Source organism: Phycisphaerae bacterium, from assembly GCA_017999985.1.
GTDB lineage: Bacteria > Planctomycetota > Phycisphaerae > UBA1845 > Fen-1342 > JAGNKU01.
On sequence record JAGNKU010000003.1, the window covers coordinates 1 to 24,362 of the forward strand.

Genomic DNA, 24,362 nt, shown 5'->3' on the forward strand with positions numbered 1-24,362 from the left:
TCCCTCTAGTGCCTAACTTACGCAGGATCAAGGAGTTGGCTCCGGATCCTGCGTTTTCTTTTGCGCAGGGGTGACCAAAAGGTGCCCACCGCAAACGTCGCAGGGTCCGGAGTGGCCATGGAGGCCCTGCGATGGCAGCCATCTTCCGCAAACCCGGCAGGCAGACCTGGTGGATCACCTACTACGTGAACGGCCTGCGGGTCCGGCACTCGCTACGGACCCGCGATGAGCGGATCGCCCGCCTCAGGCTCAAGAAGTTGGAAGGGGACCTTGTCACGGGCGACCTGGTCCAAGCGTCGCGGACGCCGCTCGTCCCGTTCCTCACGGCATTCTGCGAACACTTGAGCACGATTCGAACGCGGAAGTCGTACAAGAACGACCTCTCCTACCTGCGGACCGTGTTCGGCCCGGTGTGCGACGCGCTGAAGCCGGGCAGCACGATCAACCACGGGTGCCGGGCGACGAAACCAATCACCGTGAAGGACCGGTTTGCTGGCCGCCACATTCAGGTCAAGGTGCTCGAAGAGCTCACCGCCGGCATCATCGAGGGGCATATCACGCAACGGGTGAAGCACGAGGGAATCGCCCCGAAGACCGCGAATCGAATCCGGGAGGTGCTGCACATCCTGTTTACCTACGCGATCCGGCAGCATGGATTCCGCTCGCCCGACCGGCGATTCCCCAACCCCGTCGACGCGGTTCCGCGACGGAAGGAACCGGAGCGGCACATTCGGTTCCTGACGTTGCCGCAGATCGACGAGCAACTGCTCGTGCTGGCGGAGCGGCCGGTCATCCAGGCCCTGGTCGCGATGTACATCTACGCAGGCCTGCGTCGCGAGGAGGCGTTGTGGCTGACACCGGACGATGTCGACCTCAAAGCGGGCATGATCCGTGTGCGTCAAAAAGTCGTGAACGGCGAATCCTGGCAGCCCAAAACGCGGCGAAATCGCCGCGTGCCGATTTCGTCCACGCTGCGGAGCTACTTGGAGGCTTGTCAGCCAGCCGAGGACTCCGTTTGGTTTTTCCCATCGCCAACGGGCAAGCGCTGGGACCCGGACAACTTTTCCCAGGACCTACGCGAGATCAACGAGCGGAACGGCCTGTCGTGGACGTGCCTCGACTTCCGGCATTCGTTCGGCAGCCACCTGGCCCAGAAGGGCGAGTCGCTCTACAAGATCGCGGAGCTGATGGGCAACAGCCCAGAGATTTGTCGGCGGCACTATGCGGCTTTGATTCCCGAGGAAATGCGGGACACGGTCGAGTTCGACGTGAGACCGCGGGTGGTGCAGCCGGATGCGGAAGCCCGGTCAGCGTGACGTACGCGTGCTCGTTTGAGGACCGGTCCGCCCGGTATAGTGGATGTGGACGGCACGTATGTCTGGCATCCGTGACGATTTCGATCATGCGGAGCCGGGCGAGCCACTCACTCCGATTGAAGCGACTCGCCTGTGGGCCACGTACTGCGCCGGCGCCAACCCGCTCGCGATCGTGGCCCTCGACTACCTGTATCGCGCGCTCCGCAATGCGAGGAGAAGATCATGCGTATGTTACTGAGCCCACGGTTGCGTCGCGGAAGTGTGACACCTGCACTTCTCGGCTTTGCTTGCGTCGGTCTGCTCGTTGCTCAGATCGAGCCGGGCTGCATTCCGCCGGCCGATGAAGCGGGCCCGCAGTACGTCGGTCTCACCGAGGACGACGTGCGGCAGATCGTGCAACAGGTCTTGGCGGAGCAGCAGATTGCCGCCCGCCAGGGACCGCAGGGAGCCGAGGGTCCACAGGGACCGCAAGGCGTCCCCGGGCAACCGGGCACACAAGGTCAGCCAGGGCAGGACGGAGACCCAGGGGCGAACTGCTGGGACCTGAACGGTGACGGCATTGGCAACTTGGCGACTGAGGATGTCAACCATGACGGGGTCGTGGATGTCCTCGATTGCCGGGGCGCAGCAGGCCCTGTTAATTGCGGTGATTGTGATACCAGTTTCGTGAACGAGGGCCAGGCGAATTCAATCACCGGATCGATGGTTCAGGTAGGAAGCGTCACGCACGACAAGCTGAGCTCGCAGGGACAACCGGTCGACAGGGTGCTCAAGTCAGACGGTGACGGCAGCGTGGTGTGGGGCGTTGATAGCACCGGTGGAGGCCAGTTGGAGTGCGGCGATTGCGACAGCGTTTTCGTAAATGAGCAGCAACCGGATGCGATTTCGGCAGACATGATCGCCGCTCGCGCGGTGACGGGCGTGAAGATCGATCAAATGGGTGCGACGGACGGCCAAGTGCTCAAGTGGGACGACGGCACGGGGACGTGGGCTCCGGACGACGACCTCCAGGGTGGTGGGGGCGGGGGTGGTGATATTACCGCCGTGTATGCGGACGCCGGACTGATGGGCGGCGCTACATCGGGAGAGGCGCATCTCAATGTGGGTGATGGCGCCGGCATTGTCGTGGGGTCGGATACAGTCTCGGTTGGTCAAGGATGGCCGTGTCGGGATCGGAGCTGATCCCGTAGATTACGGCGTGACGCTAGCCGTCAACGGTCAGGCTGCCAAACCGGGCGGAGGGGACTGGGCGGCACTGTCAGACCGTCGACTAAAAAAGGACATTGAGCCGCTGCTGGGCGCGCTTGATCGGGTCCTCGCCCTTCGTGGCGTGACCTTTGAGTACAACGATCCACACACACCCCTAACTCTGCCGGGTAGGCAGGTCGGCTTCATTGCGCAGGATGTAGAAGGGGTTTTTCCAGAGTGGGTGAGTGAGGGTGAAAACGGGTACAAATACGTGGCACCCCGAGGCTTCCAGGCCCTCATCGTCGAGGCCCTACGTGAGCTTCGCCAGGAAAAGGAGGCACAGATCAGGGCGCTACAGGACGAGAGTGCCACACTGCGCGCACGCTTGGCGGTACTTGAGGCCCGGCTTGGAATGACCACGTCATCGTCTGCGGCGTCAACAATGGAATGATCCGACTCTATCAACTGGCACGCTACCGGCATGGCGTCAGGCTAGGACAAAACTGTCCCTGGTAATCCAGGCACGCGTACGCGCGGCCCTTGCCAGCCAATGCGTTCACAAGTAGCGGGCCCGACGCGGTTCTTACGCCCTGCCGGTATACGCAATACCACGCATGCGCGAGTTCCTTGCGAGCAACGGGTGGGATCAAGCCGTGATCGAAGCCGACGAGGCTGGCCACCGCATGCTGGATTCCGGCTCGATCGACCGGGAGCTGAAGTGCTGGCAGGAAGTTCGTCGTGAAGCGCGCATGGCCGGCCTCTCGGAGCACGAAAAGGCCCTCGCACGATTGGCTGAGAAGCACACCCCCGTCAGCACGGTGCGCCTGCGAGAACTGTACGTTGCCGGGTGCCACGAGCGCGGCATCCCGCCATTGGCCCGGCGAACGTTCTCGAAGTGCCTTAGTCGGTTGATCGCGGCTGACCTTCTGCGCGTTACCGCCCGACCAGGCGCGGGTGGACGCCGCCTCGCGTACGTCGCGGACAAGTGAGGCTCGCCATCCGACCCGATGGTCCGTTTGGCACGCCGCGCGGCATAGGTTCAAGAAGCCCGCGGTCAAGAGTGCCTCCGTCGCGCGCCTGCGCGACCTTCAAAGCACCGCCCGGGCATTCCGCCGCGGTGCTCCTCATGCTGTCTTGAAACAAATCACTTCCTTGCGCGGCACGTGCGGATACCACGCGTCGGGCAAACGCCTTGGATTGGCGATCAAAGGCTGATCGATGCTGCGACCAGGTAATCACCAGGTTTCAGCTCGTTCAGCGGTAGCTCGATCGACCGGGAGTCTTCCCGTTGTCTTGGCCGCGCCGCGCGTGTCTTTCCTCCGTCTTGCGCTGTCTCGCGTGCGACAGTCGGTCCTCGCCCTCTCCTTCTGACCCGACTGCCCACGCTGTTGGGGCGCGTGCAGTCAAACGCATCGGCTTCCGCGGCCGATGCAGCGCATGCCCCCGCTCCGCTTCTCACGCCCCGCATCGTCAGGGCGAGCCGGTAAACGACACCTGGAATAGCGCGAAGTCGGCCATGTCCACGCCGACGTCGCGGTCGATGTCGGTTCGCAGGCAGCAGAGCATGGGTTCTATGCCGGGACCACTAAAGCACACGGCCAGGGTCTCGAACTCGGAGAAGTCTACGTCGCCGTCGAAGTCGAGGTCGCACGGGTTCCACGGTCCCAGGATTGGGCGGATGAGGGGATATCGATCGACCGCACCTCCGGGGCCGCCGGTTACGTACGGCTGGTCACAAATTGCGTCGCTGCCGGCCTCGGTCTGTTCCGGGCCGCAGAACTCGTCGATATTAGGGTGCCCGCTCCAGAAGTTACCGCCTTCGGCGTAACCGCCATCCCAGACGTTGCTGGCGCCGCTGTAGTCAGTCGCATGTTGCCCATTATTGATCAGAGCGTTGTGGTAAACCGCATTGTCGCTTCCCGCCAACACTATACCGGAATCTATGCTGCCCTCAACCCGGTTGCCAACCAGCACGCCCTGGTATGCATGCATGATGAGCATGCCTTGCCAATTCTCCGTGAGTGTGTTGCCCGATATCAAGAAGTCCCACGTCCCGCCCTGGAGCTCAATGCCCGCTCCAAACTGATTGTCGACACCGTTCCTAGCAAGCGAGTTGTTAACAATCGCGCACCCATCACCCGGGCCCAAATAGACACCGGTGCAAGTGCACAACAATACAGAGTTCTCCTGTACGACGACATCATGGCAGAAATCGCCATAGATCCCGTACTCGAACAGCAGTACGACGCTATTCCGTACAACGACATTGTGCCGGTTGCTAAAGTCGATGCCCACGAGTGCGCCGTTTCCGAGGATCACTCGCCCGTTGCCGTCGAACGTGACGTTGTCCGCGCCAAAATCGATGCACCAACCGGTCGCATCGGTTATGTCCGCGACGAGGATGACAATATCGTAATCGCCGTTGAGCATCGCGGAGCAGCTTTCGCAGGAGTCGCAGTAGCCGATCCGCTGAGCGCCCGCCGGCACGGAGCCTAGAAAGCACGCGACGTAAGCGCAGGTGCAGATGCGAAGTGCGGGAGCGATGCATCGTTGACGTGCATGGTCCTTCTGCATGAGTTGTGCTCCGGCCAGACCGGATCATCCGCAGTATAACGCGCAGGTGACAATTCTCGACCGGGCGGTACGGCGGAACAGCGCGGCGTCGAGGCTGAAAAAGTGCCGATAACCGCGCCGCGGACCGGCCCCGTGCCCTACGCGGGATTGCCGCCGTCGTTCTCGCGTAACCGCTGTCCCAGTTACTTGCCAGTCAGTCTCCACGCACAACCGCGACTCCGCGCGCGGGCGCAGGCCTGCGTCGCGTTCCCGAAGGCCATGCCGGCGTTGGCATGACGTCGACTTCTACCTCATGCGAGGAAAACACCATGACTACGATTCAAGCATGCGTAAACCCGAGGTTGCTGACCAAAGCGAGCCGGCTGTTCACTGGGACGCTGGAGGGCCGCATCACCGAGCTGCTCCAGAATGCTCGGCGGGCCGGCGCCAAACACGTGGAAATCACCAACGAGAACGGCGTCGTCACCGTGCGAGACGACGGCTGCGGCATCGACGACTTCGCCAAGCTCCTCGACTTGGGCGGCTCAGGCTGGGAGGAGGATTTCCAGGCCAGCGAAGACCCGGCCGGCGTTGGGCTGTTCTGCCTGGCGCCGCGGGCGGCCACGATCCATTCCAACGGCCGGATGGTGCAGATCAGCGACGAGGGCTGGCACGGCGCGCCGGTGGAGGTGCTGCCTGATCCCGATCCGGTGCCGGGCACGATCGTCCAGTTCGAAGACGATGAGTGGTCGCATGCCACCGTGAGTCCGCTGGCGGTCTTCAGCGGCCTGAATGTCGCGGTAGACGACTGCCCGTGCGCAACCGAAACGTTCGTCGGCGAGCGGGCGGTGCACATTCTCGAGCTGGGCTGCCGGATCGAGGTGCGCGAAGCGGAGCAGCTCACGCACTGGCATCGCCAGGCGCGCCGCAGCTTCGCGTACAGCGACAACGTCCTGATCAACTTCCACGGCCAGATGACCAGCTTCGACTTCCACCCGGTCAGCGAGCAGGGACTCTGGTTCCTGGTTGATCTCACGGGCGAACCGACCGGGATCCGGCTGATGCTGCCGGCGCGGACACAGCTTGTGCAAAACGAGGCGTTTGCCCAGCTGAAAGCGGCGCTGGAGCTGGAGGCTTACCGCTATCCGCAGCGTCGCGGCCATCATCGCCTGCCGTACAAGCAGTACCTGCGCGCGCAGGAGTTGGGCATCGCGCTGCCCGAGGCGACACCGACGTTCCAGGTGGGCCTGCTGTCGACGAGCGAACCACCGGAACCGGTCGAGGTGACAATGCCAAAGAACTTCCCACTCGCGCGCTGCTATCGCTTCGACCCGGACTTGCCGGAGGGAACAGACGTGGACGAAACCAACGCGCACCTGCTGGCCGCGCTCGGGAAGTTCAGTGAGCCGTTCATCCCGGTCAGCATCCGCAGCGAATACAACGGATACTCATGGGCCAGCCTGCCGAGGATCGGCAAGGTCACGATCATGGCCGGCAAGGATCTGCACGAGGCCTGCGTCTGGACGGGCACGCTGCGGTGCGTCGAGAGGCTCGTCATCACAGCAACGACGAGCGACGGCAGAGTGTTCTCGTCGCCACCGTTCCGCTGCTCATCGTGCATCTTCGAGAAGATCAGGTACAGGAACTGCCAGAAGGCTTTGTCCTTCTGCATTCCTTCATTGCCGTGGATGAAGTTATGGCACCGGCGGAAGGCGATCCGGAGCATCTCGGGATCCGCTCGGCGCATCCGGATGTCCGACGCCACCTCGCGCGTGCCGGGCGTCTCGTCGCCCATGGGCCAGTCGCCAAGTGGCTGGAACTTGACGTCGAACCGGGTGGCCTTCTTCTGCAGGAAGAAGAAATCTAGGCCGTTGGTCCAGAGGCCGTATTGGCACTGCTCCGCGGCGGCCATGAAGCTCTTGAGCTCAGCCAAGTCGCTCTCGGCCTGCTCGTGGTCGCGCATCTTGGTGGCGCCCTTCTTGCCGTTTTTGGGCTCGGGCCGACACACCGCGACGCGGCACACGTTCCCCTGCGTGTGTTCGCCGCCAGGCTTGAAAATGGCGATCTCCACGCGTTTGCGGCTGCCCTCGATCGCGATCGGGAAGTCCGCCTCCATGTCATCCACGGAGATGGCGTACTCGTGGAACAGCGCTCGCGCGATTCGCTGGCGGACGACTTCTTTCGGGGTTTCCTTCTTTGGCGCCCCTGAGATGTAATCGAGGATCATCCCGTCCCCGAGTGCGTCCGCGCTCGCTGGCGCCTTGTTACTTTTTGCCATTGCGCGTTTCTCCCTCGGTGAGGTCGTCGGTGACGGTGCTTGGTGCACCGGTTCACCGGGACTCGGCAAGGAGGTCGGGTAAGCCAGCACGTCACAAGGCGTTGCGCGCCCGACCACGAAGAAAGCGCAGGGGAAACCCCGCGACAAAGTAACGTAACTCATTGTCGCATAATGCGTTATGGTTGACGCGGCTGGGGAAATGGTTTATTCTTCTTATGAGCAAGCCCCCGGTTCGCGCTCAAGGCTTCGGCCTGGTCCCTTCAGCCGGGCCATGATAGAGCAGGTGACGGCGACGGCTGCCAAGATGGAGGTGTGTGATGGGTCTGATACGGACGGCGCTTGGATTCGGCTGCCTGGCTCTGGCCGGCAAAGCGATCCAAGCTATGGAGAAGTGCCCGAAGGAGGGGCCGGGCAAACTACCGTGTAATTTCGTGAAGGGCGGAGCAGCCGCCGTGCTTGTGGCGGTTGCGGACAATTTGATAGATAGTGCGCCGGCGAGGGGAGTGAAAAGCCCCGGAAGATCAAAGCGGTGAATGGCCAGTGGATGCGAGCTCATTTCAGGCCGAGGGCCAGCTTCGGGTTTCGTCCTGGGCAACTTCACCGCATCGTGCAAACGAACGCTAGCGCGACGTGAAAACCAGCGCACCTACGCGGCGCTCGTGTGGTGTGAGGCGGCGCCCAGAACCGCCAACCGGTTTCGGGCCATGCGCACGTAGCGCGGGTTCAGCTCGAATCCGATGAAATCCCGCCCCAGTTTTCTGGCGACGACCGCCGTCGTGCCGGAGCCCATGAACGGATCGAGAACAATCGCCCTGCGAAAGCCAGCGCGGCACCCGCAGCCGGGAGAAATCACAAGCCCGCGTGCTCGCGACCGATACGTGTGTTCGTCGTAGTCCCGAAGCTCGGTTTCGGATGCCCTTCTGTCCGCGGCTTTCAGCCGGCCCGCTTGGACATCCCGGACGCGAATGTTGAACGCGCCGGGATTCTCGGGGAGCCGGTGCACCTTCTCCTTCGCCATGCCACAGCGAATGCACACCTCCAGCGGGCAACCCGCCTTGATGGGTGTCTCAACCAGATGTTCCGGAAAGACCGCGAAATGCGCGCCGGGACACGGGCGTGTCGAAATCTCCCAGCAGTCGCCCGGGTTCCTGCCGCCGGGAGACAACCAGCGCGGATCCTGCTCGCGGATGATTCGCGCCTCCCCGCCCGGCGGGTGCCCGACCCAGCCGGCTCCGCCGGGGACCTTGACAGCACCGCGCTCGCCCATGATTGCGCCGAGTGAGCGGGTCTCGGCTGCGATTCTCCAGAAGTCGCCCGGATTCTTGCCGCGCGGATGAAACGCACCAGGCGCCGCGGGCTCCGGCGGCTCGCGCATGGTGGCCATCAGCTCGTTCGTCGCGCTGATCGTGCCGTATACCGCGAGGCCGCGGAACGGTCCCGCCGCCGCCCCGCTGCTGTTCGTCCACTCCGGGGCGCTGCTCGACTCGATCCGCGGCGCCGCGTAGCTCCAGCTCGACAGCGCCACCGCCGAGACCACTCCCTGCCTCGTCGGCGGCCAGCGCGAGGCGTTTACCGGGAAACCGCTGCTCGAGTTCCATCCGCGTGCGCGGATAATCCTCGCCCATGCCCCCGCCGCCCCACCGGTCGCGGCAGGTTGGGTCAAGCAAATACCCCTAACCAGAAGGGTGGGCGGCCGCCGCTGGACAAGGGCAAGGTGCTGGCAGGCATCTTCTGGAAAAAAAGCGGCCGGCGCGGGGCCGGCCGCTGCACTGCAGGGGGTTGGTGCCTAATGGGTATCTTCGGGCGCGCCGAGCAGTTCATAGACGCGGCACAGGAGCGCTTCGTACTCGGCCGGGTCGCCATCGTGCGTGGCGACAAGCTGCTCGAACAGGCGTGTGAGTTCGTCCGTCTTGGCGGTATCGCCGGGCGGGGCCGCGGGGGTCGGGGTGGTGGCGGACGCGATCACGGCCTCCATTTCCTCCAGAAGCCGCTTGGTCGGGTCCGCGTCGAGTCCGGATGCGGGGGTGGGCGGGACGGTCAGCACGTCGGCCGCGAGAACGACCCCGGTGGCGTCGTTTGCCGGCGGCCTCGCCGTGATGATGGTATTATCACCGCCGGCCGTGGGCGACTGGTCGGCGGCATTGGGGGTCGGAGGCGGAGTGGCGGGGAGGTCGCTCAGTGAGCCGGTAGTCGCGCTGGTGGTGTCGGGCGACGCGATGGTCGTGGGGGGCTCTGCCGCGATGATGGTGGTTTCGGTGGTCGTGGACGCTTCCGACGCGGGTACGCTGGCGATGGCTTCGGTGGACGCGGTCTGGGTGGGCGCAGCTTCGGTCGCGGCGGCGGTACGAAGGGCCTCCTCGGCGGCGGCCAGGCGCGAGACCTCGTGCAGTTGCGCGCGCGCTTCGGTGAAATCAGGATTGTGTACGAGCGCCTGTTCGAGTGTGCGGGCGGCGTCGGCGTAGCGGCGGGCTTCGGTCTGAATGACGGCGAGGTTGAAGTAGGCGTCGGCCTCGGAGCCGGCCAGCATGAAGGCGGCAAGGGCGTCGGCGTCGCGATTGAGCTTGGCGAGGACGAGGCCGCGATTCATGTGGGCGCGGGTGAAGTTAGGCTGCAACTCGATGGCGTGGGCGAGGGCCTGGTCGGCCTCTTCGTAGCGGTTCTCGAGGTACAGGCTGAAGCCGAGGTTGTTGTACAGGTGCGCGGTGTTGGGCTGTCGGGCAAGCGCAGCGCGGAACTCGGCCGAGGCCTCGGCGTGCCGGCCGAGCTTGTTCAGCGTGATGCCGAGCCGGTTACGGGCGGCGGGCAGGTCCGGGGTGAGTTCCAGGGCCTTGCGGTACTGTTCCGCGGCCTGCTCAAGGCGGCCCTGTTGTTCGAGCAGATGGCCGTGCGCGACGTAGGTGGAGGCGTTCAGCCGGGGGGTCGCGTCGGTGTGCGACTGGGGCAGCGCTCCGGGATTGAACTGCTGCTCCGTGGTCTGACAGGCGACGAGGCCGCTGACGACGACGGTGACCACCGCAATGCCGATTCGCAGGGTGAGCTTGTGCACCGTAGCACTCCCATTCTGGGTTACTGGCTGCGTGGCGCGCTCGCGGCATCAGTGCCGGCCGCGCCCTGCCGTTGATTCGGGACGTACATGCCTTCGTGGGCCTTGATCATGACGGCCTGGATCGCGTCCATGCCGCTGGTGGCGGGCATATCCTGGACGACGACCTCGGCGGTCGTGTCGATGCCCGCTTCCTGGAGATAGGACTGGATGCGCGCGGTGCGCTCGACAAGGAGCGTCTCGCTGGTCTCATCCGTGCTGAACCGGATCGCGCCGCCGTGCAGATCGAGCAGTGCTGACAGGCGGGCCATGCGCTCCTCGCCGAGCGAGTTGAGCTCGGGGCGATGGGGCACGAAATGGACATCCGAAATCGACATGTCCGCGAGCAGGGCATTGTTGGTCATGTGGGCGTACTCGGCCTGCAGGGGACTGGGGGTGTCGGTCGTGCCGTGCGGTGGGGCGTTGAGCCGCGACACGGGTTGCTGACAGGCAGTGCAGATCAGGCCGAGGGCGATGCTGCTCAGGAGAAAAGGCCTCATCGGGGGCTCCTGGAGTTCCGCGCCCGCGCCACCCGCGGACCACCGGGTCTGCGAGCCGCCGACGGCGCAAACAAGCAGTTATCCATAAAATCGGACCGTGGCGGTCGGGACCTGAAGGCCGAGTTTGGCGGTAGAATCCCCGCATGCGCAGCGCCCGCTCCATCGCCGTGACCGTGCTGGCCGTCGTGACGTTCGGGTCGCTGCTGCTGACGGGCGGGGCGGCGTGGCACGTGCGGAGTGCGGGATACCGCAAGTCCTGCGCGTCGCAATTGAGCCGAAGCCTGGGGTTGCCCGCCGAGATCGGGCGCGTTGTGCCACGCTCCCGTACCGCGCGGGAGTTCCAGCAGGTGCGGATCTGGCTCCCGGAGAAACGGGGGGAAGCCGCGCTGTGCGAGCGGGCGCTGGTGACGCAGACGCCGACGTCGGAGCAGCCGGAGGCGTATGAACTGGAACTGCGCGGGGGGCACTGCGAGATTTCGACGCGCACATGGCTGCGGGGGGACTACCGGGCGGTGCTGGAGTCCGGCCTGCGGCCCGGGTTCGATCCGGATGGGCCGCGGCGCGTCGTGTTCCACGGCATGGACCTGTCCTTCGAGCGCGAGCAGTTCCGCGCGGGGCTGGATGACGCGGGCGGCGTGGTCCTGTTCGACGATCCACACGTGGGGCGCGCGACGGTCACCTGCCGGCAGCTCAACGGCTACGCGGCGCCGGAGCCGGTCACGCTGCGGGCGGAGTTCTCGCCGCAGGCGCGCGGCATCCGGCTCGACCGGGTCGAACTGACCGTGCCGGAGCTGCCCATCGCGATCGTCGGGTTGAAGGCCCTGACGGGGCTGGACCTGCAGACCGGTACGTTTGGCGGGCGCGTCGTTTACCGCGAGACAGGTAGCCAGCGGGAGCTGTCGGTCTCCGGGCGCGTGAAGGACGTGCAGCTCGCGGAATGCACCGGGGCGTTCCTGTCGCCGGCGTGGCGCGGGCGCGCGCCGGACGTGGAGCTGATGGAACTGGCGGTGGTCGACGGCGTGCCGCAGTGGGCCGCGTTCAGAGGCATCTTCACGGACGTGGCGCTGGGGGACATACTCGCGGCGGTCGGGCTCCAGGACATCGACGGCGAGGTGGTGCTGCGGATTCAGTCGGCGGAACTGTCGCCGGACGGCGTGGACCGGTTCGTGGCCTCGGGGCGCTGTGCACGCCTGTCGCTTGACCGACTGACGGCGGCGCTGGGCTGGGGCCGGATGAGCGGCCAGGCCCGCCTGGTGATCGATGACCTGACGGTCGAAAGCAACCGGCTCGCATCGCTGGATGCCGAGATCATCGTGGAGCCGACGGGGCCGGAGTCGGATTGGATCGAGCGCAACCTGCTGTCGGAGGTCCTGCGGCGGACGATTGGTTTCGCCTTGCCGTCGTTTCTGCCGGACCGTTTCGAGTACACGCAGTTGGGGGTGCGCCTGGAAGTGCGCGACGAAACCCTCTACGTGTTCGGGACGCACGGCGCGGGGCAGAAGACGATTCTCAGTGTGCGGATCGGCGAGCAGGAGCTGCCGGTGGTGCCCGAGCCGGAACGCCCGATTGACCTACGACCGCTGTGCGACGAGTTGCGGGCGCGACTCACCGCGCAACTGGCCGGGCACTTGCGGCGCCTCAAGGCCGAGGCCGCCGCAACGGAGTAGCGAACCGTGCGTGGTGCCGCGCAGCGTTCCCTGGTCCTGCTGCTGGTAGTGGTCAGCCTGCTGCTGACGGGGCTCACGCTGTGGGCGGTCAGCGCGCAGGGGCGGGCCCTGCAGGCACGCGACTGGGCCGACCTGCGGAACTCGGCGGCGGCGGCGGCGGCGGAGCGACACTCCGCGTGGCGCGCGGACGCCGAACGGGCGCTGGTGCACGCGGGGCGGGCGTTGGAGGCGGGGGGCGCGGACGAATTCGACGCGTGGATCAGCGGGCGCGCGGACTGGCTGCTGGCGTGCTCGTCGACGTGCGGGGAGGCGTGGGTCGTGCATCCACGTACGCCGTTGGAAGAGCCCCTTCCGGAGGTGGCTGCGGCGCCAGCACCGGACAGCGCGCCGACGAGCCCGGAGCTGGAGGCGGGCGGGCGCGATCTGCTGTCCACGCTGCGGGATCTGCAGTACCAGGCGCTCAGCCCGGACCCGCTGACCCGCAGCGGGGCGCTGCTGGCGATGGCGGCGTGCGAGCAGCAGCTTGGGCACCCGCTGGCGGCGGCCCGGATTTTCGCCGATGCCGCGCAACTGTTGCGCTCCACACCGCGGCTGGCGCGGTTCGCGTTTCGCGCGGAGCTGGCGCGCATCGATTCGCTGTGGGCGGCGGGGGACCGCGAGCGGGCGCGGGCAACGGCGGCCGCGTTTCTCGGGGGGTTGCTGGCCGATCATCCCGCGCGGCTGGGGCCGGCGGAGGCGGAGCGGCTGCAGGCACAGACGGAGTTGCTGGCGTTGCCGGTGGAGGATCCGGTGAGCGTGGCGCTGGCCGAGGTCTGCAATCGGGCGGCGCGGCGGGCGGCCGTCGTCGAGGTGGTGCTGGATGTGTTGGGCGCGCGCGCTGGCGCGGAGGAAGCGGAGCCGCGGCGCGGGGAGTTCCTGTACGCCGTCACCGCGGCCGGCGAGCCGCTGGTGCTGACGGTGGGGGCCGTGTCGCGCGACTTTGAGATCGCGCTGGTGGCGCCGGCCGCGGACGTGCTGGCGCGCTACTGGCGGGCGGGTGACGGGGAGCGGTCGTGGCGGGTACGCCTGCCCCAGATGCCGGCGGAGCCGGGCGTGATGCCGCTGCTGGATTTGGGACCGGAGTTCGGCTGCGCGTTGATTGAACCGACCGCGGCGAAGACGGCGGCGTTGCGCGCGACGGCGCGGCGGCGCATGGGGTTCGTGCTCGCGACGGGGACGGGGATGGCGGCGGCGTGGGCGCTGGTGATCTGGGTGATGCTGCGGGTGGTGGCGCGGCAACGGGAGCTGGCGCGCCTGCAAGGGCGTTTCGTGGCGGACGTCAGCCACGAGTTGAAGACGCCGCTCGCATTGATCCGGTTGTTGTCGGAGACGCTGGCGAGTCGGCGGGTGCGTGATCCGGAGCGGATCCACGCCTACCACGAGACGATCACGCGCGAGGCGGAGCGGTTGAGCGTGCTGCTGGACAACATCCTGGATCTGGGGCGGATCGAGTCGGGGCGGAAGCAATACGAGTTTCGCGCGTGCGATATCGCGGCGGTGGCGCGGCAGGCGTGGACGCTGTTCGAGCCTCAGTTTCAGAGCGAGGGGTTCGAGGCGCGGCTGGAGCTGGCGCCGGGCCTGCCGGTGGTGCGGGCGGACGCGCAGGCGCTGCAGCAGGTGCTGGTGAATCTGCTGCAGAATGCGTATCGCTACGCTGGCGAGCGCAAGTTCGTGCGCCTGGCGGTGTCACGCGAGGGATACGTGATCGTGATGGTCGTCGAGGATCACGGGATCGGCATGAGTCGCAACCAGCTCGACCGGTTGGGGGAGAGCTTCTTCCGGGCGGACGATACGCGCGTGCGGCAGACGCGCGGTGTCGGGCTGGGGCTGGCGATCGTGAACCACATCGTGACGGCGCACCGCGGGAAGATCGAAGTGCAGTCCCGGCCGGGGCAGGGGAGCACGTTCACGGTGTGGATTCCGTTTGAGCCGGCGGAGGAGCGGCCGCAATAGCGCGGCAGGCGCGCGACGCGACGGGGTCCGCGGCTTGAGGTCCAGATTCGCAAAAACGATCAAGCGGCGGCGATCGTCCACAGGTAGTCTCCTGGGTGACGGGAGCAAGCGATGAAGCTGCAGACGGAGCAAACGTACAAGGAACGCATGCTGCGAGTGTTGGTGCACATTCAGCAGCATCTCGATGACGCGCTGGAGCTTAACGACCTCGCCGGTCTGGCGCATTTCTCGCCGTACCATTTTCACCGCGTCTTCCAGGGCATGGTTGGCGAGACGCTCATGGCGCACGTGCGGCGGCTGCGCCTCGAGCGGGCGGCGCTGCGGCTGAAGCACACGGACCAGCCGGTCACGCGGATCGCGTTCGAGGCCGGGTACGAGACGCACGAGGCGTTCACACGGGCGTTCCGCGCGATGTTCGCCGAGTCGCCGTCGCAGTTCCGCGAGCTGCACCAGGTGCTCCCGCTGCCGGACGTGCCGTCCGGCGTGCACTACCAGCCCGCCGGGGGCCTGGACGATTTCACACTCCATTACACGGGAGGACCAGCGATGGAAGCCAGCATCAAGAAGTTGGAAGCGCTGCGGGTGGCGTTTGTGCGGCACGTGGGGCCGTATCACGAGGTGGGCGCGACATGGGGACAGTTGTGTGGCTGGGCCGGGCCGCGCCGGCTCTTGGGGCGTGACACGGTGTTCCTTGGGCTGTGTCACGATGATCCGCAGGTGACGCCGCCGGACAAGATCCGGTACGACGCGTGCATGGTAGTGGGGGAAAAAGTACAAGCGGAAGGAGCGGTGGGAATCCAGACGATCCCGGGCGGCGACTACGCGGTGACGGTGCACCGCGGGCCGTACGAGCGGCTGCACGAGACGTACGCGCGGCTGTGTGGCGAATGGCTGCCGAAGCAGGGTCGGGAGATGCGTGGCGCGCCGTCGCTGGAGTTCTACAAGAACGACCCGAACCGGACGCCGCCGGAGGAACTGATCACGGAGGTATGCGTCCCGCTGGAGTAGACGCACAGCTTCCGCGGCTCTGGAGTTCCGGCCCGCCGTCCTATTGGGCGCACACGTTCTTCCGCGTGTCCAGCATGTTACCCATGTGGACGGCTGGGCAACGCCGACGGGCGTTGAGCAGCTGCGGATCTTCTGGAATACGCCGCGCATTGACCGGCGCGCCTGCTCTGGCTGCTACTCATACACAGGTCTGGCGGTGGTGGCGCTGCCGCACCGTGTGGCTTCCAGCTCCACCGCGCGCGGGAACAGGATGTTGTTCTCCTTGTGGATATGCGTGTGCAGGTCGGCCTCGAACTCGGCCAGACCGCTCAGCAGGGCGCGGTACGTGTTGCAGGCATCGACCGGCGGCGCGTAGCCGGCCGTCAACTCGCGGAGGCGCGCCAGGGCGGCGCCGGCCGAATCGTGCTCATGCTCCATGACGCGAATGGGGTTTTGCACGGATCCACAGTGGGCGGCGGTGCATGCACTGGTGGATTCCATGCTCGCGATCATGGGGAAGAGGATGCGCTCTTCTTTCATCATGTGCGCTTCGAGTTCCGCCTGCAGATCGCCGAAGACCTCCTGCACGTCGGTCAGCTCGGTATGGCGCGTTCCGTGCACCTGGTAGACCTTGGCGACGAGCTGGGTCAGACGCGGCAACTCGCGGCGCAGATACGCATGATGCGTGTCGACGATATTCGCGATCAGATCGGCGAGTGGGGCGGTCGTCCAATCCGCGTCGTTGGTCGCGGTGGCGTCGGCGTCCGCCGCGCCGAGCGCGGCGGCGACAGCCCGCGGGTCAATTCCGCCCGCAGCGCAGGCGTCGCGCAGCGGAGTCTGGCCGCCACAGCAATAATCGACGCCGAAGCGCTCGAAGACGCGGGCACGGGCCGGACGTTCGGCGACGAGTTGGCCGACGGGGGTCGCGAGTTCGATGGGGCTCATCCAGACGCTCCTTGCTGGTTGGCTGGTGCTGGCACCGGCCGGTTGTGGGCTAAACATAAACCAATACGTCCACGTTGATATTTGGAGTCTAGCGCGCATAATCGAGCGGTCAAGGTTGCGGTTGGCTTGTGCCTGACCCGCGGCCGGAAGCCGCGGGCCTGCGAGGACTTGGGATGACGATTTCACACACCGCCGAATATGCCTTGCGGGCCATCGTCTGGCTGGCCCGCGACCCCGACATCACGCTGGGCACGCCGCGGATCGCACGGGCCACGCACGTTCCGGCGGGCTACCTGGCGCGCGTCCTGCAGGCACTGGCACGGGCCGGCCTGGTGGAGTCGAACCCCGGCCGGTCGGGCGGCTTCCGGTTGCGGCGCGCACCACGGGAAATCTCAGTCCTCGACGTGATCAACGCGGTGGACCCGGTGCAGCGTATCGAGCGCTGCCCGCTGGGGCTGAAGTCGCATCGCGGGCGTTTGTGCCCGCTGCATCGCCGACTGGACGAGGCCGCCGCGCTGGTGCAGCGCGCGTACGCGCAGACGAGCATCGCGGAAATCGTTGCCGAGGCAACGCCCCTCGCGGCACTGTGCGAGTCAGTATGACGGCCGCGCAATCTCGATAGTGGTGTGCGTGGGCCGATTGTCCCGGGTGCGGGTGTGCCCCGCCGCGTCAGAGCTCCGGGCCGCCGTCGTATTGACCGTAGACGCCCTTCAGCGTTTCCATCATTTCGCCGACGGTGGCGAGGGCTTCGGCGGCGTCGATCAGCGCGGGCATGACGTTTTCGCCTGCGGCGGCGGACTGGCGCAGGCGCTCCAGGGCGGCCGCGTGGCGCTGCCGGTCGCGGCGCTGCTTCATGTCCTTCAGCCGGGAGACCTGCTCGCGCTCGACGTGCTCGTCGATCTTGAGGATCGGGATGCGCTCGAAGTCGTGCTCCTGGTACTTGTTGACCCCGACCATGATGCGCTCGCCACGATCGAACTCGGCGCCGAAGCGGGCGGACGAGTCCGCGATCGCGCGGCGGAAGTAGCCCTGCTCGGTGGCCTTCAGCACGCCGCCGAGGTCGTTGTAGATGTGGTCGAGGATCTCCTGCGCCTGGCGCTGGACTTCGCTGGTGAGCCATTCGACGAAGTAGCTGCCGCCGAGCGGATCGACCACGCGGGTGACGCCGGTCTCGTCGGCGATGATCTGCTGGGTGCGGAGGGCGATCTTGACGGCGTTCTCGGTGGGCAGGGCGAGCGTCTCGTCCATGCTGTTGGTGTGGAGGGATTGCGTGCCGCCGAGCACGGCCGCCAGGGCCTGGTACGCGACACGAATGATGTTGACCATGGGTTGCTGCTCGGTGAGCGAGACGCCGGCGGTCTGGCAGTGGCAGCGGAGCCACCAACTGCGTTCGCGTTCGGCGTGGAAGCGGTCGCGCGTGATGTGGGCCCACATGCGGCGGGCGGCGCGGAGCTTGGCGATCTCCTCGAAGAACTCGTTGTGCACATCCCAGAAGAAGCTGAGGCGCGGGAGGAACGCATCCGGGGCGAGGCCGCGCTTGATGGACTCCTCGGCGTAGCACATGCCGTCGGCGATGGTGAAGGCGAGCTCCTGCGGAGCGGTGGCGCCGGCTTCGCGGATGTGATAGCCGCTGACGCTGACCGTGTTCCACTGCGGCATGTGCTGCGTGCAGTATTCGATCGTGTCGATGACGAGCTTGACACTGGGTCCGGGCGGGAAGACGAACTCGTTCTGGGCGTGGAACTCCTTGAGGATGTCGTTCTGAAGCGTGCCGCGGAGCTTGTCGAGCCCGACGCCCTGCTCGCGCGCGACGCAGATGTAGAAGGCGAGCAGGATGGCCGCCGGCGCGTTGATCGTCATGCTGGTGCTGACGTCGGCGAGGTTGATGCCGCTGAGGAGTACGCGCATGTCTTCGAGCGAGGCGATGGCGACGCCGCACTTGCCGACTTCGCCGAGCGCCAGGGGGTCGTCGGAATCACGGCCCATGAGTGTGGGCAGGTCGAAGGCGGTCGAGAGGCCGGTCTGGCCTTTTTCGAGCAGGTACTTGAAGCGGGCGTTGGTCTGGGCGGCGGTGCCGAAGCCGGCGAACTGCCGCATGGTCCAGACGCGCTTGCGGTACATGTCGGAGTGCATGCCGCGCGTGAAGGGGAAGTGGCCAGGGTGGCCGATGTCGTGAAGGAACTCGATCCCGCCGATGTCGTCCGGCCCGTAGACGCGCTTGATGGGGATGCCGGACATGGTCGTCGGATCAGGCGCGTGGTGCCCATGGCCGCCATGGTGCTTGGGTGAGTGCGGAACGGTCCTGGTGCTCATGTAAGCTCTCCAGCGGACGGCACGTGGTTGTGCGCGCCGGGCTGTCCCCGGGCACACAACGCGATACCGTATTCTACACGAAAGGCGGCGTTCCGGGCTGCGCCCGCTGGGCGTGGGCGAAATCCGGCCGGCTGGTATTGCCAGGCCGGGCCGGGCGGCTACAACCATACATGCGAATGTGGCCCGCGTGTCCGATGGACCCAGGTCGGAGCGGCAGCAATGAGCACGATCGAGACGGCTTCAGCCCCCGAGCGCGAACTGGCGAAGTCGCCGCCGGAGTTTTCCTGTGCCGAGATCTGGGGCGGGAACCGCCCGATCGACACGGCGATCGAGCTCCCGGGCGTGCATGGGCGGGTGTACTCGCAGCCGTGCCGCGGGGGGCGGGGCGGCGACATTCATTACGTCTCACTGTGCAACTCGGGGTTGCTGTCGCGGATGTGCCTGGCGGACGTGGCCGGCCACGGTGAGACGGTGGCGCTGGTGAGCGAGGAGATCCACCGGTTGCTCCGCCGGTTCATGGACAACCTGGACGAGCGGCGCGTGCTGGCCGAGCTCAACCGGCGGCTCACGCGTGGGACGGAAACGGCGATGACGACGGCCGTGGCGGTCAGCTACATTCCGCCGCTGCATCTGGTCTATATCAGCAGCGCAGGGCACCCGCCGGCGTGGCTGTATCGGCGGGCGGAGGCGCGTTGGGAACGGCTGGCGCCGTGCCCGGGCGAGCGGGAGGAGCGTGCGCTGGTGGATTTGCCGCTGGCGGTGGACGCGGAGACGCGGTTTTCGCGGCGGCGCGTCCGGGTGCGTCCCGGCGATCGGCTGCTGCTGATGACGGATGGCATTCTGGAGGCCCCGGCGCCCGGCGGTGAGCTATTCGGGGAAGAGCGCCTGGCGGCAGTACTGGACCAGCAGCACGCGGCGCAGGCCGGCGAACTGGCCCACGCGATCATGGCGGCGGTCCACGCGCACGTGGGCAGGCCGCAACTGGTGCATGACGATGTGACGCTACTGGTGGCCGAATTCACGCCGGGGCCGCGGGCGCTCGGGATTTGGGAGGTGCTGAAGAACCGGGTGTTGCGGCCGCTGGGCTGGGGACGCGGTGAACCGGCGCAAACCGCCGGCGGTTTGACCTGAATGGGTGGTCGTCAGCGGGGGCTGCGAGATTTTGCGCAGGGCGTGCCCCGGGGGAGCCGGAGTCCGCAGTTGACAAACCCGGATTAGGCACTAAGAAAGGGGCTTCTCACGCCGGCCGCTCCGTGGCCGGTCACGGCACGGGGCTTGTAGGTCGAGTGCCGGGAGCCGGGGCGAGGTTGGGCCTCGCCCACGCCGTGATTGGAAGACGTCGTCGCCAAGCGGCTTGCGGGCCGGCACCGGGCGGCGGCGGAAGGAGTGCCCGGAATGGCGAAGTACAAGATCGAGATTGACCGTGAGCTGTGCATCGGCGACGGGGCGTGCTGCGGCGAAGCGCCGAACACCTTTGAGATGGACGACGAGAACATCGCGAAGGTGTCGAACGCCGATGGCCACACCGACGAGGAGATCATGCAGGCCGCGCAGGTTTGCCCGGTCGATGCGATCATTCTGACCGACGCCAAGACGGGCGAGAAGGTCTGGCCGAAGTAATCGCGCGGCACGCGCGGCGCGCTTACGCCAGGACACAGCGGCGCTCCAGCGGACTGGCGGTGGGGACGTTCCGGCAGCGTGGTTGTGCCTTGGCGTTTTTGCGCGCCGGTGGTCAAGGGCGCGCAAGCACATCCCAGACCAGCCGGGCGACCACGACGTACGCGTTACCCCACGCGCCGGCGCGGAAGAACTGCGCGGGTGACCCAGGGTCCCCGATGAACGGCCGCAAGACCCACGCCATCTGAATCCCCACGAACACGTAGAGCACGAGCCAACTGCGCAGCAGGACGCGGTGGCGGCGGTTGCGGGCAATAAGCGGGCGGTAGGCGCGGCGGAGTTGCCATTGGCCGGCGAGGCTCGCGACCGCGAACATCACGCCGTTGAAGAGGATCGCCGGCTGATACCCGGTGAACGACACGTACCAGAAGACGGTGTACGGGGCGAGGGCTGCCAGAACGATGGTCAGCGCGGCCTGCGCGCCGACGAGAGCGCGCACCACGGCGTCGAAGTCGCCGCGCACGCCGAGGAGGGTGTTGAGCACGAAGAAGCTGGGCAGGGCGAGCGCGAACGTGGCGAGCAGCAGGAGTGGCACCTTGCTGGCGGAGATCAGCACCTGCGGCGCGCGGTCGCCGGCGAAGCCGCCGTAGCTGCCCATGACGGCGCCGTAGATTGCGCCGCAGCTCACCAGCAGGGCCAGCAACGTGCGTCGGCGGACAAGCGGCCGCGTGTCGGCGGGCACACCGCGGAGGAGGGCGTCGGCGCTCTGGGCCAGCGTCAACATATCGAGCTAGCTGAACAGGCTCTGGAGCGTGCCGAGGACGGCTTCGAAGAAATTGGAGGCCCGCGGGCGGAACCAGGCGAAGGGGCGGTTGGGGTCGCCGATGAAGGGGCGCAGCACCCAGGCCATCTGCGCGCCGACGAGGCCGAAGACGATGATCCACGCCTGGAACACGGCCTTGACGTGCCGGCCGAGCACGCGGCCCTCGATGCGGTCGAGCGCGCCCAGCGGGTCGGGCGGCGGAGCGGGGGCGCCGTCGGGCGTTGGCGGCGGTGTGGTCGGGGGGGTCGGTTCATCGGACGGTGGCAGGAGCTTGTCGACCAGGCTGAGCCGGTGCAGTGTCTGAAGCAGGAAGAGGAGCCCGAGCACGCCGCCGACGGCGAACAACAGCACGTTGAGCAGCACCATGAAGGAGTAATTCTCGGTGCTCACGGAGAAGAAGGCGGTGATCGGGCCGAAGGAGGCGATGATCGCGAGGGTGACAGCCAGCGCAGCGATGAGAAGCCGGAATACGGAGGCCAGCGAGAGCCGCGATCCGACGAGCGCGTTGAAGACATAGAGCGAGGGGAAAGTCACGATCAGCGTCAGCAGGAATAGCAGCGGCACCTTGACGGCGGAGGCGAGCAGTTGCTCGTAGACGGGCGGCTTGCGGTTGAAGAGCGCGAACCAGCCGACGCAGAACCCAGCGAACAGGCCGAGCAGCAGGATCATGGCCAGCATGCCGGGGACGCGGATGCGGATCGAGCCGTCCTTGATCGCGGAGATACGGGTTGCCTCGCCGCGCAGGACGCGGTCGAGCTCTTTCAGCGCTTGCAGCATGAGTGCAGTCTCCACCCGAAGCAGCGGGCGAATCCCGGCGCCGGCCATCGGCGTCCGGGGCCAGCCCGGAATCCTACCGTGGTCAGTTTCCCGCGGCGAGCGCGGTGCGCTCGTGCATGGTACGTCGCGTGGTGGCGGCGGGTTCGCGATGCGCGGCGCGCCAGCGATGCAGACGGGCGGCGCGGATGCTCGCACGGGCGGGGAATCCAGGGGGGCTGGCGCTTGACAAGCGGCGACGGGCTTTGACAGAGCTTGGGGGGTCATTTACGATCGACCCGGCGGCGGGGCGCGGCGCCGCCGATCCTTCCGGGGCCGGCGCGCCGGGCCGGGCGGCGCGGGCCGGCGCTGACGTGACGGGACGATCAGGCCACGAACAGGTGCGGCAGCGATGGCGATCAAGCAACTCACCGACGAGCAAATCCGGACGATGACGGTCGAGGAAAAGGACCGTTGGTGGCTGGAGAACGTGTACCAGGGGGACGTCAAGCAGATGACGGTACGCGTGGTCCTGATGGGCTTCGTGCTCGGCGGGCTGCTGTCGATCAGCAACCTGTACGTCGGGGCGAAGGCCGGCTGGTCGCTGGGCGTGGCGATCACGTCGGTCATTCTCGCGTTCGTGTTCTTCAAGGCGCTGGAGAAGACGGGGCTGATCCGCGGCTATCACGTGCTGGAAAGCAACATCCTGCAGTCGATCGCCTGCTCGGCGGGCTACATGAACGGCCCGCTGATCGCGAGCATGGCGGCCTACATGATCATCACCAACCAGGTGGTCCCCTGGTGGCAGATGATCATGTGGCTGCTGGGGCTGGCCGTGCTCGGCGTGCTGTTCGCGTTCCCGTTGAAGCGCCGGTTCATCAACGAGGAGCAGTTGCCGTTCCCGGAGGGCCGGGCCGCCGGCGTCGTGATGGAGACGCTGCACAGCGAGGACTCGGGGAAGTCGGTCTTGCCGGCGAAGCTGCTGGTGGTCTTCGGCATCCTCGCGGCGCTCGCGAAACTCGCGCAGGCCGAGAAGATCACGTCCTGGCTGCACAAGCTCGAGCTGCCCGTCATCCGACTGCCCGAGTTTCTCGATGAATGGTACTTCCGCCTGCAGGCGCAGTTTGGCTGGTGGGCCCCGAATATCCTCGGCACGCCGTTGCGGGAGCTGACCATCCGGCCGGAACTGGACATCCCGATGATCGGGGCGGGCGGGCTGATGGGGATTCGCACGGGGGTGTCGTTGATGGTCGGGGCGGTCGTCAATTACTGCATCATCGCGCCAATCATGATCAATCGCGGGGACATTCTGGGGATCGTCCGGCCGAACGGCGAGCTGGGGTTCGATTTTCGCCAGATCGCGATGTGGGCCCTGTGGGGCGGGGTCGCGATGATGACGACTGCATCGCTGTACTCGTTCCTGGCGAAGCCGCAGATGTTCATCAGCGCGTTCAAGGCGCTGGGCCGGCGGCAGGAACGCACGGTCGACCCGGTTCGGCATATCGAGCTGCCGCTGTGGGTGTCACTGGTGGGTGTGCCGATCGTCGGGGCGTACATGGTCTGGATCGCGCACTGGTTCTTCGGCGTGCAGCTCTGGATGGGCGCGGTGGCTGTGCCGATGGTGTTTGTCTTCACGCTCATCGGCGTGAACTCGACGGCGTTGACGTCGATCACGCCGACCGGCGCGCTGGGGAAGATCACGCAGTTGGCGTATGCCGGGCTGGCGCCGGGGAACATCACGACGAATATCGCGACGGCGGGGATCAGCGCCGAGGTGGCCGGCAGCGCGTCGAACCTGATCCAGAACATCAAGCCGGGGTACATGCTGGGTGGCAAGCCGCGGCTGCAGGCGCTGGGGCATGTGATCGGCGCGTTCTCGGGCGCGATCTTCTCGGTGGCGGTGTTCTACCCGCTCTTCCTGAAGGGTAACCCGGCGGGCCTGATCAGCGCGGATTTCTCGTATCCCGCGGCGACCGTGTGGAAGGCGGTGGCGGAGATTCTGACGCGGGGCATCGATGAGCTGCAGAACTCGGCGGTGTGGGCGGTGGGCATCGGCGCGGTGCTGGGGATCCTGTTCGAGATCCTGCGGGCGCAGAGCAAGGGGCGGTTCTGGCTGTCGGGCGTCGGCATCGGCCTGGCGTTCGTGATCCCGTTCCGGACCTGCTTCGCGATGTTCCTGGGATCGTTCGTGTTCTGGGTGATCGGGCGGATCTGGCCGCGGCCCGAGCAGCGCATGAACGCGGTGTACGTGCAGAACCAGGAGTCGATCTGCGCCGGGGTGGTGGCGGGCGCGGCACTGATGGGGGTGGCGGTGATGGCGCTGGACATTCTGATGGGAGACTGAGACG

22 protein-coding genes are annotated in these 24,362 nt (G+C 66.6%); 12 read left to right on the forward strand and 10 right to left on the reverse strand.

The features are described from left to right. The first annotated feature begins 131 nt into the window (after positions 1–131). The 5 genes from KA383_05200 to KA383_05220 all read left to right on the forward strand — a co-directional run bounded on the left by KA383_05200 (position 132) and on the right by KA383_05220 (position 3,493). Positions 132–1,316, forward strand: a complete 1,185-nt coding sequence (locus KA383_05200) for a tyrosine-type recombinase/integrase (protein MBP7745507.1) — start codon at positions 132–134, stop codon at positions 1,314–1,316. A 58-nt stretch (positions 1,317–1,374) separates the two neighbouring features. After that, positions 1,375–1,554, forward strand: a complete 180-nt coding sequence (locus KA383_05205; protein MBP7745508.1) for a hypothetical protein — start codon at positions 1,375–1,377, stop codon at positions 1,552–1,554. Beyond that, the gene (locus KA383_05210; GenBank protein ID MBP7745509.1) at positions 1,539–2,498 is read left to right on the forward strand and encodes a collagen-like protein; all 960 of its coding nucleotides are present in this window, start codon (positions 1,539–1,541) and stop codon (positions 2,496–2,498) included. Before KA383_05205 ends, KA383_05210 begins: the two co-directional genes overlap by 16 nt. 16 nt (positions 2,499–2,514) lie before the next feature. Next, positions 2,515–2,955: a tail fiber domain-containing protein gene (locus KA383_05215; GenBank protein MBP7745510.1), complete on the forward strand. Its 441-nt coding sequence runs from the start codon at positions 2,515–2,517 to the stop codon at positions 2,953–2,955. A gap of 202 nt (positions 2,956–3,157) precedes the next feature. After that, a complete protein-coding gene (locus KA383_05220; GenBank protein ID MBP7745511.1) occupies positions 3,158–3,493 on the forward strand; it encodes a hypothetical protein in 336 nt (111 codons plus the stop codon). Between the two features lie 481 nt (positions 3,494–3,974). Here KA383_05220 and KA383_05225 read toward each other — a convergent pair whose 3' ends face one another. The 6 genes from KA383_05225 to KA383_05250 form a co-directional block, all read right to left on the reverse strand. Further along, positions 3,975–5,078, reverse strand: a complete 1,104-nt coding sequence (locus tag KA383_05225) for a right-handed parallel beta-helix repeat-containing protein (GenBank protein MBP7745512.1) — start codon at positions 5,076–5,078, stop codon at positions 3,975–3,977. A 524-nt stretch (positions 5,079–5,602) separates the two neighbouring features. Continuing rightward, positions 5,603–6,220, reverse strand: coding sequence for a hypothetical protein (locus KA383_05230; GenBank protein ID MBP7745513.1), 618 nt, complete (start codon positions 6,218–6,220; stop codon positions 5,603–5,605). A gap of 155 nt (positions 6,221–6,375) precedes the next feature. Then, positions 6,376–7,335, reverse strand: coding sequence for a type I restriction enzyme HsdR N-terminal domain-containing protein (locus KA383_05235; protein MBP7745514.1), 960 nt, complete (start codon positions 7,333–7,335; stop codon positions 6,376–6,378). A gap of 646 nt (positions 7,336–7,981) precedes the next feature. Continuing rightward, positions 7,982–8,719, reverse strand: coding sequence for a site-specific DNA-methyltransferase (locus tag KA383_05240; GenBank protein ID MBP7745515.1), 738 nt, complete (start codon positions 8,717–8,719; stop codon positions 7,982–7,984). 402 nt (positions 8,720–9,121) lie between these two features. Beyond that, positions 9,122–10,381, reverse strand: a complete 1,260-nt coding sequence (locus KA383_05245; GenBank protein MBP7745516.1) for a tetratricopeptide repeat protein — start codon at positions 10,379–10,381, stop codon at positions 9,122–9,124. A gap of 20 nt (positions 10,382–10,401) precedes the next feature. Then, positions 10,402–10,917, reverse strand: a complete 516-nt coding sequence (locus KA383_05250; GenBank protein MBP7745517.1) for a hypothetical protein — start codon at positions 10,915–10,917, stop codon at positions 10,402–10,404. A gap of 143 nt (positions 10,918–11,060) precedes the next feature. Between KA383_05250 and KA383_05255 the strand changes: the two genes are divergently transcribed. From KA383_05255 to KA383_05265, 3 genes are all read left to right on the forward strand, one after another. Next, positions 11,061–12,584 carry a hypothetical protein gene (locus tag KA383_05255; GenBank protein MBP7745518.1) on the forward strand — a complete coding sequence of 508 codons (1,524 nt, stop codon included), beginning with the start codon at positions 11,061–11,063 and terminating at the stop codon, positions 12,582–12,584. A gap of 6 nt (positions 12,585–12,590) precedes the next feature. Further along, positions 12,591–14,576, forward strand: coding sequence for a HAMP domain-containing histidine kinase (locus KA383_05260; protein ID MBP7745519.1), 1,986 nt, complete (start codon positions 12,591–12,593; stop codon positions 14,574–14,576). Positions 14,577–14,687: 111 nt separating this feature from the next. Beyond that, complete coding sequence (locus KA383_05265; protein MBP7745520.1) at positions 14,688–15,584, forward strand: AraC family transcriptional regulator; 897 nt, start codon at positions 14,688–14,690, stop codon at positions 15,582–15,584. Between the two features lie 174 nt (positions 15,585–15,758). Here KA383_05265 and ric read toward each other — a convergent pair whose 3' ends face one another. Continuing rightward, positions 15,759–16,508: an iron-sulfur cluster repair di-iron protein gene (ric, locus tag KA383_05270; protein MBP7745521.1), complete on the reverse strand. Its 750-nt coding sequence runs from the start codon at positions 16,506–16,508 to the stop codon at positions 15,759–15,761. A 173-nt stretch (positions 16,509–16,681) separates the two neighbouring features. Between ric and KA383_05275 the strand changes: the two genes are divergently transcribed. After that, positions 16,682–17,110, forward strand: coding sequence for an Rrf2 family transcriptional regulator (locus tag KA383_05275; protein ID MBP7745522.1), 429 nt, complete (start codon positions 16,682–16,684; stop codon positions 17,108–17,110). 67 nt (positions 17,111–17,177) lie between these two features. Here KA383_05275 and KA383_05280 read toward each other — a convergent pair whose 3' ends face one another. After that, positions 17,178–18,821: a methylmalonyl-CoA mutase gene (locus KA383_05280; GenBank protein ID MBP7745523.1), complete on the reverse strand. Its 1,644-nt coding sequence runs from the start codon at positions 18,819–18,821 to the stop codon at positions 17,178–17,180. 219 nt (positions 18,822–19,040) lie between these two features. Here KA383_05280 and KA383_05285 point away from each other — a divergent pair, with 219 nt between their 5' ends. Both KA383_05285 and KA383_05290 read left to right on the forward strand, forming a co-directional pair. Beyond that, positions 19,041–19,952 carry a serine/threonine-protein phosphatase gene (locus KA383_05285; protein MBP7745524.1) on the forward strand — a complete coding sequence of 304 codons (912 nt, stop codon included), beginning with the start codon at positions 19,041–19,043 and terminating at the stop codon, positions 19,950–19,952. A 264-nt stretch (positions 19,953–20,216) separates the two neighbouring features. After that, positions 20,217–20,441 (forward strand): ferredoxin, encoded by a 225-nt coding sequence (locus tag KA383_05290; protein MBP7745525.1) that lies wholly within the window; start codon positions 20,217–20,219, stop codon positions 20,439–20,441. Between the two features lie 112 nt (positions 20,442–20,553). Here the strand turns inward: KA383_05290 and KA383_05295 are convergent, their stop codons facing one another. Beyond that, positions 20,554–21,222, reverse strand: coding sequence for a hypothetical protein (locus KA383_05295; protein ID MBP7745526.1), 669 nt, complete (start codon positions 21,220–21,222; stop codon positions 20,554–20,556). A gap of 6 nt (positions 21,223–21,228) precedes the next feature. Then, on the reverse strand, positions 21,229–22,038 hold the full coding sequence (locus tag KA383_05300) for a hypothetical protein (GenBank protein MBP7745527.1): 810 nt from the start codon (positions 22,036–22,038) through the stop codon (positions 21,229–21,231). 388 nt (positions 22,039–22,426) lie between these two features. Between KA383_05300 and KA383_05305 the strand changes: the two genes are divergently transcribed. Then, positions 22,427–24,358, forward strand: a complete 1,932-nt coding sequence (locus tag KA383_05305; GenBank protein ID MBP7745528.1) for an OPT/YSL family transporter — start codon at positions 22,427–22,429, stop codon at positions 24,356–24,358. Positions 24,359–24,362 lie beyond the last annotated feature (4 nt).

Coding starts and splice junctions, on each gene's coding strand:
- ric (MBP7745521.1), bottom strand. CDS start 16,508: ATGAGCCCCATCGAACTCGCGACCCCCGTCGGCCAACTCGTCGCCGAA.
- KA383_05300 (MBP7745527.1), bottom strand. CDS start 22,038: ATGCTGCAAGCGCTGAAAGAGCTCGACCGCGTCCTGCGCGGCGAGGCA.
- KA383_05205 (MBP7745508.1), top strand. CDS start 1,375: ATGTCTGGCATCCGTGACGATTTCGATCATGCGGAGCCGGGCGAGCCA.
- KA383_05200 (MBP7745507.1), top strand. CDS start 132: ATGGCAGCCATCTTCCGCAAACCCGGCAGGCAGACCTGGTGGATCACC.
- KA383_05230 (MBP7745513.1), bottom strand. CDS start 6,220: ATGGCCGCGACGCTGCGGATAGCGGTAAGCCTCCAGCTCCAGCGCCGC.
- KA383_05235 (MBP7745514.1), bottom strand. CDS start 7,335: ATGGCAAAAAGTAACAAGGCGCCAGCGAGCGCGGACGCACTCGGGGAC.
- KA383_05280 (MBP7745523.1), bottom strand. CDS start 18,821: ATGAGCACCAGGACCGTTCCGCACTCACCCAAGCACCATGGCGGCCAT.
- KA383_05285 (MBP7745524.1), top strand. CDS start 19,041: ATGAGCACGATCGAGACGGCTTCAGCCCCCGAGCGCGAACTGGCGAAG.
- KA383_05240 (MBP7745515.1), bottom strand. CDS start 8,719: ATGGCCACCATGCGCGAGCCGCCGGAGCCCGCGGCGCCTGGTGCGTTT.
- KA383_05265 (MBP7745520.1), top strand. CDS start 14,688: ATGAAGCTGCAGACGGAGCAAACGTACAAGGAACGCATGCTGCGAGTG.
- KA383_05210 (MBP7745509.1), top strand. CDS start 1,539: ATGCGTATGTTACTGAGCCCACGGTTGCGTCGCGGAAGTGTGACACCT.
- KA383_05275 (MBP7745522.1), top strand. CDS start 16,682: ATGACGATTTCACACACCGCCGAATATGCCTTGCGGGCCATCGTCTGG.
- KA383_05290 (MBP7745525.1), top strand. CDS start 20,217: ATGGCGAAGTACAAGATCGAGATTGACCGTGAGCTGTGCATCGGCGAC.
- KA383_05250 (MBP7745517.1), bottom strand. CDS start 10,917: ATGAGGCCTTTTCTCCTGAGCAGCATCGCCCTCGGCCTGATCTGCACT.
- KA383_05295 (MBP7745526.1), bottom strand. CDS start 21,222: ATGTTGACGCTGGCCCAGAGCGCCGACGCCCTCCTCCGCGGTGTGCCC.
- KA383_05225 (MBP7745512.1), bottom strand. CDS start 5,078: ATGCAGAAGGACCATGCACGTCAACGATGCATCGCTCCCGCACTTCGC.
- KA383_05255 (MBP7745518.1), top strand. CDS start 11,061: ATGCGCAGCGCCCGCTCCATCGCCGTGACCGTGCTGGCCGTCGTGACG.
- KA383_05305 (MBP7745528.1), top strand. CDS start 22,427: ATGGCGATCAAGCAACTCACCGACGAGCAAATCCGGACGATGACGGTC.